This is a genomic window from uncultured Shewanella sp., from assembly GCF_947491715.1.
Classification (GTDB): Bacteria; Pseudomonadota; Gammaproteobacteria; order Enterobacterales; family Shewanellaceae; genus Shewanella.
This window is the reverse complement of the sequence record NZ_CANLKR010000030.1, coordinates 1-12,999: the sequence shown is the minus strand read 5'-3', so window position 1 is coordinate 12,999 and position 12,999 is coordinate 1. Positions and strand designations below refer to the sequence as shown.

The following is a 12,999-nucleotide window of genomic DNA, read 5'->3' as shown; positions in this document are numbered from 1 at the left end:
GTTGAGGGCAAAATAGCAACAGTTTATCGCCTGCGCTCATCACACAGGCGATAGTTTAGTCCAAGAACTTATTGTATACGCTGTATTTTGATATTAAGGCTTGGATTATCAAATCTGTGATAAGCGGATAAAACAGAGTCAACTAATCCGTCATCAAGACTAATCACACCCGAATGGAGGTGCACTCTATTAAGATCATCTCGAGTGATATTAAACCCCTCTCCATTATCAACAGGTCCTGGAATCGTTCCCTTTTCTTCAGAATTGGCTTCTGTTCCTGCATCATATACCACAGTTTGCCATTCCATGGTTTCATTGAGGGATAAATGCTTTAATGTGATATCACTAAAACCGGTGAAGGCATCGTTAGTATTGACTAACATAGTAACGAGTGAAATCGTTTGGGCGTTCGTGTCTGCTAGAGTGAGGGTAAGGGTGTCACTTTCACCCGGTAAGAGAATGTTTTTACTCGTCATATTGTCTTTAATTGACGCTAGAGCAAGTAGATCGCTATTGTCTCCAGATTCCGCTATTTTTTCAATGGCTAGGCTACTCGGTTGTCCTTGCTGCCAAAGTTGAGTATTCGCTTCATGTATGACTAAGGTGAGTGGTGACATGGGCTGAGCGGCGGTTAAATTGGTAACGGTTACATTGTATTGTTGAATGTTGTTAGTGAGTTTGTCCTCTGGATTAGGTGAGATTATGCTGTCAGTATCGTCATTATCAGAGCATGCGCTTAACCCTAAGCTTGCGAGTATGATGCTAAAGATAAGAATAGATTTTTTGGGGGTCACAGATAAATTCATTTTATCGCCCTCTATTTTACAACAACAGTGACTTGCGCAACAGGATTTAACCAGCGGTGAACACGGCTATCAAGATCGCTTATACCACCGTTGGGATCCATATCGCCTAAAATTCCTGGGTGAATATGAATATTGGAATTGGAGCTCATATCAGTTAGGCCCGTTCCATTACTTCCGCCATCCCCCTGAGGAGCCGCAGGGAGCCCCGGTGTGCCTAGTGTTCCACCGCCATTAATGAGTTCGTCATTCGCTTCAGTACCAGCGTCATAAGCATTCAAGGTGAAAGAGTAGGTGCCAGCAGTGGAAGGAATAGGCCATGCATCTAGGCCTATAAAAGCATCATTTGTTGGCAGCATCATAGCAGTGATGGATAAATGAGACTGATTTTTGGCATCTAATATGATGTGTTGAATATTGACGCCTGGCGCTAATAGTCCCTCAGCGGGATTAACAAGTGTTATGCCATCATTCGCTATGATCATGTTATCAAGATCGTTAATATCACCACCTTCAGCCATTTTTTGCAATGCAGTACTCGCCATGGTGCCCACTTCAAATAGATGTGTGTCGGCATCATGAGCAGCAATGAGAATTGGAGTAAAGTCATTACCATGGGTAAGGTTAGTAATACTAATGGTGAGCTCTTGTGCCATGATGGGTTGGCTAATAATACCGCTTAATACCAGTGCCGTTGTGATACGTTTTAATGTCATGATAAATCCTAATATGAAGTGAGTCACTTCATATTGGCAAAGAAATATCATGTAAAAATAACGTAATTATCACAAAAGTATAACTTTATCGAGGGGCTGATTTGGCAGGATAAAGAAAGAAGGAGGCCATTCTATCCTTTGATGATAAAATGACCGTTTGATTAATCTTTTAATTGTTCACGTTGAATGGCGCGGTAGCCTATATCTGTGCGAAAATACACATCGTCCCAATGAATAGTCTCAACTAATTGATAAGCATTAGCTTGCGCTTGCGTGACCGTGTTTCCAAGGGCGGTTGCGCATAACACTCGACCGCCTTTTGTCACCGTAAGGCCATCTTGTAATGCGGTGCCAGCATGAAAAATTTTGGCATTGTTGTCACCTAAGTTAAGGCCTTGAATGACATCACCTTGGCGATATGCTTCAGGATAGCCTCCTGCTGCAAGTACGACACCGACAGCGGCGCGATCATCATATTTTGCAGTAACACTATCAAGTTCGCCTCGCGTAGCCGCTAAGCAAAGTTCAACTAAGTCAGATTGTAATCGCATCATGATAGGCTGAGTTTCTGGATCACCAAAACGGCAATTGTATTCTAATACTTTTGCGCTTCCATCGGGGGAGATCATTAGGCCCGCATATAAAAATCCTGTATAGGTATGGCCTTCAGCTGCCATGCCGTCGACCGTGGGGCGAATGACATGCTGCATGGTCCAATCATGGACTGCTTGCGTGACCACAGGTGCTGGGGAATAAGCCCCCATTCCGCCGGTATTTGGGCCATTATCACCATTATCGCGCGCTTTATGATCTTGGCTGGTGGCGAGAGGCAGTATGTTTTTACCGTCAACCATGACAATGAAGCTGGCTTCTTCGCCAACAAGAAACTCTTCGATGACAACGCGAGCGCCGGCTTCACCAAATTTATTTCCTTCAAGCATATCCTCAATGGCACTGTCAGCTTCGTCCTGATCTTGAGCGATGATAACGCCTTTTCCAGCGGCTAATCCATCGGCTTTAATCACAATCGGGCAGCCCATTTCTTTGACAAAAGCCTTGGCTGGCGCTATCTCGGTGAAATTTTGATAAGCCGCCGTTGGAATATGATGTCGAGCAAGAAAATCTTTGGTAAATGCTTTAGAGCCTTCCAATTGTGCCGCGCCTTTGGTTGGGCCAAAGATGGCAAGCTGTGCATGATTAAAGGCATCGACGATACCTGCCACCAGCGGTGCCTCAGGGCCGACAATCGTCAGTGCAACTTGATTTTCTGTTGCAAATTGAATTAAGGCGTCGATATCCTTGTTATCGATGAGCACATTTTCAATTTTAGGTTCAAGAGCGGTCCCCGCATTGCCTGGTGCAACAAAAACGGTATCAACTTGATTGGATTGAGCTGCTTTCCAAGCAAGGGCATGTTCGCGGCCACCGCCACCAATGATTAATACTTTCATTTCAATAACCTTATCGTTTTGTCTTATGCATTCATTGTCAAAGAGAAGCAGAGCCTAAAGTCGATAATTTAAGGCTCTCTTGAGCGTCATTGCATTCAGTATTGTTAATGGCGGAAGTGACGCATACCAGTGAAAATCATGGCGATATTGTGCTCATCGGCTGCAGCGATAATTTCCTCATCGCGTATTGAACCACCGGGTTGAATAATGCAGCTTATCCCTGCGTCTGCTGCGGCGTCAATGCCATCACGGAAAGGGAAGAAGGCATCCGATGCCATAACCGAGTTTTCGACGACTAAGCCTTCATCGGCGGCTTTAATATTGGCGACTTTAGCGCTGTAGACTCGGCTCATTTGTCCCGCTCCAACGCCAATTGTCATGCCATTTTTTGCGTAAACAATGGCATTGGATTTTACAAATTTAGCGACTTTCCAGCAAAATAGCAGGTCTTTCAGTTCACTGGCGGTGGGCTGACGTTTAGACACGACTTTGACTTGGTCAAGGTTGATCATACCTTGATCTCTGTCTTGAATTAATAAGCCCCCGTTGACGCGTTTGTAATCTAAGCTGGTGGTTTTATTGTTCCACAAGCCACACTCAAGAACACGTACATTGACTTTGGCAGCGAGGACATCACGGGCTGCTTGGCTAATATAAGGGGCAATAATGACCTCGACAAATTGGCGTTCAATAATGGCGCTCGCGGTATCTGCATCCAATTCTTGGTTAAAGGCAATGATGCCACCAAAAGCGGAAGTTGGGTCAGTTTGAAAGGCACGTTCATAGGCCTCAAGCAAATTGTCCCCCAAGGCCACGCCACAAGGGTTGGCATGTTTGACGATGACACAAGCGGGTTGTTGGAATTCTTTCACACATTCAAGTGCCGCATCGGTGTCGGCAATATTATTGTAAGAAAGTGCTTTGCCTTGAAGTTGAGTGGCGGTTGCAACTGATGCTTCATCAATGCGTGTGTCCACATAAAATGCGGCATTTTGGTGGCTGTTTTCGCCGTAGCGTAAATCTTGCTTTTTAATCAGCTGAGTGTTGTAACTTCGAGGGAATTTTGATTCAACTTCACTGTCATCTTGATGGTGAGCGGGTACCATAGTACCGAAATAATTCGCTATCATGCCATCATAGGCAGCGGTATGTTCAAAAGCCGCAATGGCTAAATCAAAGCGAGTGCTCGCATAAGTGCTACCTTGGTTTTCTGCCATTTCAGCCAGTACTTTGGTGTAGTCTTTACTATTAACGACAATGGTGACGTCTCTATGATTTTTTGCGGTAGCGCGCACCATAGTCGGGCCGCCAATATCAATATTTTCAATGGCGTCTTCTAGGCTGCAATTCTCTTTCGCGACCGTATTGGCGAAAGGGTATAAATTGACGACGACTAAATCAATGGGTTTGATGTTATTGTCACGCATGACGGCTTCATCCTGACCACGACGAGCCAGAATACCGCCATGAATTTTGGGGTGGAGTGTTTTGACACGCCCATCCATTATTTCAGGATGACCTGTATAATCAGAGACTTCTGTGACAGGGATATGATTATCTGCGAGTAGACGGGCCGTACCGCCAGTAGAAAGCAGTTCGACACCTTGAGCATGAAGGGCTTGAGCTAACTCAAGGATCCCTGTTTTATCTGAAACACTTAATAGTGCGCGGCGGATCGGTTTGACATCATTCATTTGGCTAGAGGTCCAGTGGTTATTTTTAAGGAGCTTTAGGAAAAAAAGCATTTAAAGAATATCTTGTTTTCCAAAAGTCCCTCAAATCAATATTAACCGCTTAATAATGATGAGCTGCATGTTTCAATACTCTACCCCATTCTACTTAAGTTAGTTTGGGGATCACTCAGCGTGGTACCAATCGATAAAAGCGCGCGTATTTTATCGTAAAATGACCATAATAACTGTTTTTTATATGCGTATTCACAATACGTAAATCAGAACAACGGCAGTTAGAGACCGTTGACGTTAAATACGGTATCGATTCGCATCTTGCAGTCGCTTGAGTATAATGAGGTTATCATTTGGGGTGAAGGATAGGTTTCATATGTACCGAATTGGTGAGCTTGCTAAATTGTGTGAAGTGAAAACGGATACGTTACGTTTTTATGAAAAGCATGGTTTACTGTCGCCTTCATTTCGCAGTGAAGCGGGTTATCGAATGTATACAGAACCTGATGCAGAGCGTTTACGGTTTATCTTGCGGGCAAAAGCGGTTGGTTTTAGTTTATCTGAAATCATTGATTTATTGTCCATTGAGCTGGATAAATCTAATTGGGCTTGTGTTGATGTTAAAGCCTTAGTCGATGACAAATTGGAAAATGTAAACAATAAAATTAATGAGTTATTGCATTTTCAGCTATCTTTGCAGCGATTATCAGACGCCTGTTGCGGCGGACCAGAAAGTGCTGAACATTGCTCTATTCTCGAAGCATTAGAATCGAGTAGTACAAAGATACAATGCGAAAATGTTGAGCATCATCATGATGCGAAGCAATATACGAAACATTGTAATACGCATAAATAACCATTCTCATAGAGAAGAAGATGTACCATTGTGACTCCCGTAGTAATTTGATCTTAGGTGAACCAAAAGAATGTTATTTGCAAATTTTATCGATTTATTTTTAGAGTCCGCGCCTTGGCTGTTATTAGGTTTAGTATTGGCGGGTATGCTAAAAATGTTTGTTCCTATGACTTGGATGCAAAAGCAGTTAGGGGGTCATGGATTCAAAGCGACGATAAAAGCCGCCGTGTTAGGCGCCCCCTTGCCTTTATGTTCTTGTGGTGTCATTCCTGCTGCGGTAGGGCTTAGACGCTCTGGTGCGTCAAAAGCGGCGACAACCTCTTTTTTAGTCTCCACTCCTGAAACCGGAGTGGATTCTGTGACGGTTTCTTATGTGCTTCTTGGCCCTTTTATGGCGATTATTAGGCCCATTGCCGCCATTACGAGTGCGATCGTGGCGGGAATGCTGGTTGGGCGCGATGAAGACGTCTCGAAGCCTAACGGTGCCGACGAGCAAAAAAATACAGCGAAAATGACGTCATGTTGCAGTCCGCAAGTGCAAGTGAAGGAAAAACCTCAGCCGAAAAAAGAGGTGAGCTGTTGTTCCAGTCAGCAAACTGAAACGGTCAAAAAGAGCTGTTGTGCCAGTGATGGGCCTACAGTGATGGAGACATGCTTGAGTGATGAAAGTGAGAGCGATACGTGCTGTAGCCAAAAAGATGAAGCTTCGGCCACAATACAGCAAGACTCAATATTAACCCGCATTGTGAAAGGCTTACATTATGCAGCAACGGATTTAGTGCGTGACACGACGATTTGGTTACTCATTGGATTACTGTTCGCAGCCGTTGTACAAACTTATGTGCCCAGTGACTTTCTTGTTAAATGGGGCAACGGATTATTGGCGATGTTAGTTATGGTTATTATTTCCGTTCCTATGTATATATGTGCAACCGCATCGACGCCGATTGCGGCAGGCTTGTTACTGGCGGGAGTCTCTCCAGGGGCAGTGCTGGTATTTATGCTGGCGGGACCTGCAACCAATATTGCAACCTTAGGCGTGGTAAGCAAAGAGCTTGGTAGGCGAGCACTAATGGGGTATTTAGGTGGTGTGCTTGGCGTTGCTTTGGCATTTGGTCTGCTAGTGGATGAATTAGTGGCACGGTTTGGTTTTATCGTTGAGCCACAAATTGGTGAGCATTATAGTTTATTGCCTAATTGGGTCGTTTACAGCTCAGGAATCATTTTAGCGGCGTTAATGTTAAAGGTATTGTTTGCCAAATTACCCAAAAATTGGTGGCGCCGGGATTGCTGTTCTTAATGTGAAGTGATTTTTGAATCAATAAACGCCACGATCTTATTTAATACAATGGTGGCGTAAGTTGTATCATCTTATTTTACTAGATGGCGACGACATTATTTGCACAGGGGCCTTTTTGCCCTTGACCCACTTCAAACTCAACAGCTTGACCGTCATTTAAAGTTGCATAACCACCACCGTTTCTGATCTCTGAATGGTGAACAAAAAGGTCCTTTGTGCCATCTTCTGGGGTGATGAATCCAAAACCTTTATCTGCATTGAACCACTTTACTGTGCCTTTACTCATAATTTACTCTTCACATTAGTTGATGATTGACTACTGAACTAGTAGTAAGATAAGGGATAGCAGCTTATATGCGTTTTTGTAAATATAATTGTGCTAATATAATGGCTTAAAGATGGTGATTGCTATTTTGTGATTAACCCATAAGGATTAATTGCCCTTTTTTGTAGTGAAAAGTCATATTTATTTTATCGCAATGGGATAGAGTGGTTGATCCCAAAAGTAAAAATACTGAATGTGAATTAATCGCTGTTTTACGCGCGATGCTTTTTAACTTGTTTGTGTCTCGACTATACTCCTGTGGCTCACTGAATCGTCAGTGATGGCTCCTCCATGTAGTGATCTCCCCCTCTTTAAATTCGTGTTATCTAATATGGAATGACTTACGATTAAGGTCATATTTATCGGTGAGCAAAGCCATAAAATTATTTTTAATGATAGCGATGCATATAATGAACAAGGAACAGATTTCTCAATATCTATCGATAATAGGCTTACAACAGGAGGGCAGTGTAAGCAATTAAAAGTCGATGTAAGCTATCACGTTGATAATGAATATGAAAAAAGTTATTTCGATTTGAATCATATCAATTTAAAGTTGATAGTAATGGGCATTTATTAATAGCCAAAAGGCGCTCAGAGTTACTGGCTTAGAGCGCCTTTTTCATGAGTCGGTTATTATGGCAATCCGACAATTAGCTGTCTGCTATTTCCGCATTGTGATAGACATTTTGCACATCGTCACAATCTTCTAATGCCGCGAGAAACTTCTCAAACTGGGCGACATCTTCGCCACTGACTTGGGTGTGATTTTGTGGTACGAAAGTGATTTCTTCCACTTCAAAATGCCGATCCGGTGTGTCGTTTGTCAGGGCTGTTTTGGCTTTAAAAAATTCGGTGTGGGGCGTAAACACATTGATCATGCCATTGTCGACTTCTATGTCACTGACATCCACATCGTCCATCATGAGTGTTTCAAGAACAGCATCTTCATCTTCACCTTCACTTTTAAATACAAACACGGCTTGATGATCAAACATGTGGCCCACTGTGCCTGGACCGCCAAGTTTGGCATCGTTTTTCACAAAGGCTTGGCGCACTTCTGTAAATGTGCGCTTCATATTGTCGGTGAGGCAATCGACGATAACCATGCAGCCGCCGGGGCCAAACCCTTCGTAGCGCGCGGTATCATAATCTTCCCCGCCACCACCAATGGCTTTTTCAATGCCGCGTTCTATGACATGGGTGGGGACTTGATCTTTTTTTGCTTTATCAATGAGGCGACGCAACGCAAGATTGCCATCGGGATCGGTACCGCCATTTTTAGCGCAAACATAAATTTCTTTGCCATAGCGTGAATAAAGTCGTGTTTTTTGACCCGCTGTCTTGGCCATGGATTCTTTTCGGTTTTGGTAAGCTCTGCCCATTCGATGCAATCTCATTAATGCAAAATTGTGGCAATGTTAGCAGTTTTAGCCTGCTTTGTGCAGCGAATGGGAAAGTTTTTGAGCGACGCTACGCTTATTTTTATGTCTGATTGGATAAATGGATGTAATCGGGCACTTCTAATAATTCATCTTCCCATCGATGATAAAACTCTTGGTACAAGCACTCAATAAAAATGCGGTATTTCTTGGGTAAATAGGCACCTTGAGGATGGCTTAGAATGATTTGGGCTTGACTCATGGGGAAATCATCTAAGACGGGGATTAATAACTTTTTGTTAAGAGCTTGCTGAGCAATTTTATCCACTAAGCTGGCGATCCCGAGCCCTTCTATCGCCGCCTCTCTTGCGAGCGTTATATTATTAACAGTGAGCTGAGCTTTAGGGGTTACATTTGTCCATTGCTTACCGTTGAATAAACGCCATTGACCGACAGTATGCGGTGATTGTAATTGAATGGCTTGATGTTGTTCTAAATCGCTGAGTGTTTTAGGTGTGCCATGTTTTGCGAGGTAGTCAGGGCTGGCCATGAGTCGTTTGCTGGTGTTAAAGAGCGCATAGCTGGTGAGGTTAGGATCTTTATTTTCAGTGATTTGAAACACTATATCCACTTCTTCATTCACCGCATCAATTTGTCGGTTGGTGAGTTCAGTGTTAATCGTCATTTCCGGATAATGAGAGAGAAATTTGGCCAAAATCGGCGCTAAAAATAATTGTCCCAGTTCAATGGGGCAGGCAATGTTTAAATTGCCTTTAATGACTTCTTGATTTGCTGTGAGGATATTCTCAGCATCATTTAAATCCAGTAATATGCGTTGCACCTTATGGAAATAATTAGCGCCTGTTTCCGTTAATTTTAATGCTCTAGTGGTGCGATATAATAGCTGTGCGCCCACATCAGACTCTAGCTCTGCAATTTTTCGACTTACCGTGGCTTTGGTTAAGCCTAACGCTTTAGCTGCTTTAGTAAAACTGCCTTGTTCAACAACTTGAACAAACATTTGAATGCGATTGAGATCTATCATTGTTACACCTAAGAAACAGTGGGGTGATTTTTAGCTATCTAATAAACTTATTAGAACAGTAGTAAAATGAAGCCATTATTTCAAGGAGTTTACTATGTCGTCTCACATTTCTCATGCTCATTCTGATCCGCAAACGCATCAAGCACAGAGGCTTCCTCGAGTTTATATTATTGTTGCTTTGTTTATTTTAACCCTTTCGAGTGCGGGATATTATTGGTGGATGCAAATACGCTTTGTCGAATCGACCAATAATGCTTATGTGGAGGCTGACATCTCTAATATTAGTGTTCAAGTACCTGGCTACATCACTCAAATTTTTGTGACTGATAATCAACATGTTGAAAAAGGCCAACTGTTAGCAACATTGGAAGACAATCAATATGCAGCCAAAGTGGCTCAAGATGAAGCCGCTTTGGGATCGGTTACGGCAGAGTTAGTGACGTTGACGGCAAAAATTGAATTGCAGCAAAAATTGATAGCACAGGCGCAGGCTGGGATGGCGGCGGCAACTGCAGATAAATTGCGAGCTAAACAACAATTGAGGCGTGAAACTCAACTTAAAATAAAAAATTACAGTTCACAAGATACAGTTGATCAAATGCAAGCGAGTTTTGATTCTGCCCTAGCGAGGTTAAATGAAGCAAAAGCCAATGTTGAAGCGAAGCAGGGCGAATTAGCGGTATATCAAGCGCAAGAAATAGAAACGAGTGCTAAAGCAAAGCAAGCAAAAGCCGTATTAGAGTTATCGCAAATCCAACTGAATGATACGCAAATAAGAGCACCGTTTTCAGGAATAATCGGTAAGCGAGGAGCCTTGTCTGGGCAATATGTGCAGCCCGGTCAATCCCTGTATAGTTTGGTTCCGGATGGGGCCGTATGGATCACGGCGAACTTTAAAGAAACCCAAATCCAACAAATGATGCCTGGACAGCCGGTACAAGTTAATCTCGATGCGTTTCCCGACAAAACCTTTATTGGTATTATCGACAGCTTGTCACCGGCTTCCGGAGCCAAATTTAGTTTACTACCCGCTGAAAATGCCACTGGAAATTTTACCAAAATAGTACAGCGTATTCCGGTTAAAGTTCGCTTGAATATTGATAGTAAGGATTTTAATAATGAGGCTGCTAGGATAGTGCCGGGATTAAGTGCGGTCGTGAGTGTGGATACTTCAAAACCTGGTAACCGTCATTCTGTTATTGCTAAGGTAATGAGATAATGACGCAAGTATTATTAGAGGAGCCAAGTGTTTTAGGCGTAAAAGCCTTTAATAAAGTGGATTATTCTCAAGGCAGTAAACGCGCATGGATTGCTATTTTTGGGGGGTTGATAGGCGCCTTTATGGCGATTCTCGATATCCAAATTACCAATTCATCATTGAAAGAAATTCAAGGAGGCCTTGGGGCGACGGTTGAGGAAGGTTCTTGGATTTCAACTTCATACTTAGTGGCGGAAATGATAGCCATTCCATTGTCAGGGTGGTTAAGTAAAGTCTGTGATGTACGCCGATATGCCATTATTAATACCGTATTATTTATTATAGCCTCTCTATTATGTTCACTATCATGGAATTTAGAGTCCATGATAACTTTTCGTGCTATGCAAGGTTTTTTTGGGGGAGCGCTGATCCCGATGGCTTTTAGCCTTATTCTTGAAAAATTACCGATTGAAAAACGATCCATCGGCATGGCACTTTTTGGGCTGACGGCGACTTTTGCTCCGTCGATTGGCCCTACCTTCGGCGGCTGGCTAACAGAGCAGTTTAGTTGGTCTTATTTATTTTACATTAATGTGCCCCCTGGGATCATTGTCATTGCAATGTTGAGCTATGGCTTACCAAAGCGTGCAGGCATGTGGTCAGAATTTAAAAAAGGCGATTTCAGTGGAGTGTTCACGATGGCATTGGGCCTAGGTTCTTTAGAGGTGGTGCTGGAAGACGGCAACCGTAAAGGCTGGTTCGATTCGGATTTGATCCGTAATTTGGCGATCATAGCGGTGATTAATATTATTCTTTTTGTCTATATCCAATTGAAAAAAGCTAACCCATTAGTGAATTTACGCTTGTTTGCTAAACGAGATTTTGTATTGTCGACTTTGGCCTATTTCTTTTTAGGTTGGGGGCTGTTCGCTGGAATTTATATGGTGCCTCTGTATTTGTCTCAAGTACAAAATTACAGTGCAATGGACATCGGAGAAGTATTAATGTGGATGGGGTTTCCACAGTTACTTTTGTTACCTTTACTGCCTAAAATAATGAAAAAAGTCGATAGTCGTTATTTAGTCAGTTTTGGGTTTTTAATGTTTGGTATGAGTTATTATTTGAACAGTCATATGACGTTGGATTTTGCTGGCGATCAAATGATCCTTTCCATGGTCGTTAGAGCCATGGGCTTACCTTTTGTCATTGTTCCGCTAGGAACGTTAGCCACTGATTATTTAAAAGAAGAAGAAAATGCATCAGCCTCGACATTGTTGAATGTACTTCGGAATTTAGGGGGGGCATTTGGTATCGCATTAGTGGCGACTTTTATTGATACCTTAACTCGCATGCATTTATCAATCATGAGGGAAACGATCCCAGCGGTGAGTGTACAAGCGAGTCAATATTTACAACAAACGGCACAAACTCTGCAAATGGCAGGGTCAAATGCGGTGACGGCGAATGATCAGGCGAGTAAAATATTACTGCAAACGATGCAGCAGCAAGCCAATATTCAGGCATATAATGATGTCTTTTTGATTGTTAGTGGTATTTTGGCATTGGCAGCGGTGATTGTATTAGGCATTAGAAAGCCAATGGAGTCACCTTAATAGGCTATTTATGAGTGAAGCGTTATTCAGTTTTTCCTGGTGTATGTGATAAAGTGCTTGTGATGTTTATTATCAGGGGAATTGAATCGTGAATTGGAAAGATGTGACATTTTCACAGTTAATGCTTGATGAATTATATGAATTAATGCAGTTGAGAGTGGATGTGTTTGTGGTGGAGCAGAATTGTCCTTATCAAGAGCTGGATGATAAAGATAGATTACCCGGTTCGCGTCATTTAATGGGAATGGATGATGAAGGAAAGCTGATTTGTTATGCCCGTATTTTAGCGCCTGGTGTAAGTTACCCAGATTGTTCTATTGGCAGAGTATTGGTGAAACAAGAGGCTCGTGGCGGCGGCAAGGCGGCTCAATTAATGAAGCAAGCAATGAAAGTGGCGTTAACTTATTGGCCTGATCACAGTATTCAATTGGGGGCGCAAGCTTATTTGCAAGATTTTTATCAGCAGCTTGGTTTCAAACCTGTATCTGAGGTTTATTTAGAAGATGGTATTCCTCATCTGGATATGTTGTATTAGCCTGAGATTTGATTTATACCCAAACCACTTGAAGATGCAGGATTCAGCTGGAATTAAAACGCGTTTAGGCAAGGCATTGAGTTGAGGGCT

General features: G+C 42.7%; 12 protein-coding genes. 5 read left to right on the top strand and 7 right to left on the bottom strand.

Annotated features, from left to right (window positions below; translation table 11 throughout):
• Nucleotides 1-68 precede the first annotated feature (68 nt).
• From Q0779_RS17670 to purH, 4 genes are all read right to left on the bottom strand, one after another.
• Complete coding sequence (locus Q0779_RS17670) at nucleotides 69-806, bottom strand: spondin domain-containing protein (RefSeq protein ID WP_298774596.1); 738 nt, start codon at nucleotides 804-806, stop codon at nucleotides 69-71.
• Between the two features lie 11 nt (nucleotides 807-817).
• Nucleotides 818-1,519 carry a spondin domain-containing protein gene (locus tag Q0779_RS17665; RefSeq protein WP_298774593.1) on the bottom strand — a complete coding sequence of 234 codons (702 nt, stop codon included), beginning with the start codon at nucleotides 1,517-1,519 and terminating at the stop codon, nucleotides 818-820.
• A 161-nt stretch (nucleotides 1,520-1,680) separates the two neighbouring features.
• On the bottom strand, nucleotides 1,681-2,970 hold the full coding sequence (gene purD / locus Q0779_RS17660; protein ID WP_298774590.1) for a phosphoribosylamine--glycine ligase: 1,290 nt from the start codon (nucleotides 2,968-2,970) through the stop codon (nucleotides 1,681-1,683).
• A 104-nt stretch (nucleotides 2,971-3,074) separates the two neighbouring features.
• A complete protein-coding gene (gene purH / locus Q0779_RS17655; RefSeq protein WP_298774588.1) occupies nucleotides 3,075-4,664 on the bottom strand; it encodes a bifunctional phosphoribosylaminoimidazolecarboxamide formyltransferase/IMP cyclohydrolase in 1,590 nt (529 codons plus the stop codon).
• A gap of 367 nt (nucleotides 4,665-5,031) precedes the next feature.
• On the opposite strand from purH, the gene zntR reads away from it, so the two are divergent.
• Nucleotides 5,032-5,511 carry a Zn(2+)-responsive transcriptional regulator gene (zntR, locus tag Q0779_RS17650; protein ID WP_298774585.1) on the top strand — a complete coding sequence of 160 codons (480 nt, stop codon included), beginning with the start codon at nucleotides 5,032-5,034 and terminating at the stop codon, nucleotides 5,509-5,511.
• A gap of 70 nt (nucleotides 5,512-5,581) precedes the next feature.
• Nucleotides 5,582-6,811 (top strand): SO_0444 family Cu/Zn efflux transporter, encoded by a 1,230-nt coding sequence (locus Q0779_RS17645; protein ID WP_298774584.1) that lies wholly within the window; start codon nucleotides 5,582-5,584, stop codon nucleotides 6,809-6,811.
• A gap of 79 nt (nucleotides 6,812-6,890) precedes the next feature.
• Here Q0779_RS17645 and Q0779_RS17640 read toward each other — a convergent pair whose 3' ends face one another.
• The 3 genes from Q0779_RS17640 to Q0779_RS17630 form a co-directional block, all read right to left on the bottom strand.
• A complete protein-coding gene (locus tag Q0779_RS17640) occupies nucleotides 6,891-7,097 on the bottom strand; it encodes a cold-shock protein (RefSeq protein ID WP_298774582.1) in 207 nt (68 codons plus the stop codon).
• Nucleotides 7,098-7,789: 692 nt separating this feature from the next.
• Complete coding sequence (locus Q0779_RS17635; protein ID WP_298774580.1) at nucleotides 7,790-8,521, bottom strand: YebC/PmpR family DNA-binding transcriptional regulator; 732 nt, start codon at nucleotides 8,519-8,521, stop codon at nucleotides 7,790-7,792.
• 100 nt (nucleotides 8,522-8,621) lie between these two features.
• Nucleotides 8,622-9,563 (bottom strand): LysR family transcriptional regulator, encoded by a 942-nt coding sequence (locus Q0779_RS17630; protein WP_298774578.1) that lies wholly within the window; start codon nucleotides 9,561-9,563, stop codon nucleotides 8,622-8,624.
• A 94-nt stretch (nucleotides 9,564-9,657) separates the two neighbouring features.
• Here Q0779_RS17630 and Q0779_RS17625 point away from each other — a divergent pair, with 94 nt between their 5' ends.
• From Q0779_RS17625 to Q0779_RS17615, 3 genes are all read left to right on the top strand, one after another.
• Nucleotides 9,658-10,782 carry an HlyD family secretion protein gene (locus Q0779_RS17625; RefSeq protein ID WP_298774576.1) on the top strand — a complete coding sequence of 375 codons (1,125 nt, stop codon included), beginning with the start codon at nucleotides 9,658-9,660 and terminating at the stop codon, nucleotides 10,780-10,782.
• The gene (locus tag Q0779_RS17620) at nucleotides 10,782-12,374 is read left to right on the top strand and encodes a DHA2 family efflux MFS transporter permease subunit (RefSeq protein WP_298774575.1); all 1,593 of its coding nucleotides are present in this window, start codon (nucleotides 10,782-10,784) and stop codon (nucleotides 12,372-12,374) included. The genes Q0779_RS17625 and Q0779_RS17620 overlap by 1 nt, the downstream gene beginning before the upstream one ends.
• Before the next feature lie 88 nt (nucleotides 12,375-12,462).
• Nucleotides 12,463-12,909 (top strand): GNAT family N-acetyltransferase, encoded by a 447-nt coding sequence (locus Q0779_RS17615; RefSeq protein ID WP_298774573.1) that lies wholly within the window; start codon nucleotides 12,463-12,465, stop codon nucleotides 12,907-12,909.
• Nucleotides 12,910-12,999: the final 90 nt, after the last annotated feature.

Coding starts and splice junctions, on each gene's coding strand:
- Q0779_RS17640 (WP_298774582.1), bottom strand. CDS start 7,097: ATGAGTAAAGGCACAGTAAAGTGGTTCAATGCAGATAAAGGTTTTGGA.
- purH (WP_298774588.1), bottom strand. CDS start 4,664: ATGAATGATGTCAAACCGATCCGCCGCGCACTATTAAGTGTTTCAGAT.
- purD (WP_298774590.1), bottom strand. CDS start 2,970: ATGAAAGTATTAATCATTGGTGGCGGTGGCCGCGAACATGCCCTTGCT.
- Q0779_RS17620 (WP_298774575.1), top strand. CDS start 10,782: ATGACGCAAGTATTATTAGAGGAGCCAAGTGTTTTAGGCGTAAAAGCC.
- Q0779_RS17635 (WP_298774580.1), bottom strand. CDS start 8,521: ATGGGCAGAGCTTACCAAAACCGAAAAGAATCCATGGCCAAGACAGCG.
- Q0779_RS17625 (WP_298774576.1), top strand. CDS start 9,658: ATGTCGTCTCACATTTCTCATGCTCATTCTGATCCGCAAACGCATCAA.
- Q0779_RS17645 (WP_298774584.1), top strand. CDS start 5,582: ATGTTATTTGCAAATTTTATCGATTTATTTTTAGAGTCCGCGCCTTGG.
- zntR (WP_298774585.1), top strand. CDS start 5,032: ATGTACCGAATTGGTGAGCTTGCTAAATTGTGTGAAGTGAAAACGGAT.
- Q0779_RS17665 (WP_298774593.1), bottom strand. CDS start 1,519: ATGACATTAAAACGTATCACAACGGCACTGGTATTAAGCGGTATTATT.
- Q0779_RS17670 (WP_298774596.1), bottom strand. CDS start 806: ATGAATTTATCTGTGACCCCCAAAAAATCTATTCTTATCTTTAGCATC.
- Q0779_RS17630 (WP_298774578.1), bottom strand. CDS start 9,563: ATGATAGATCTCAATCGCATTCAAATGTTTGTTCAAGTTGTTGAACAA.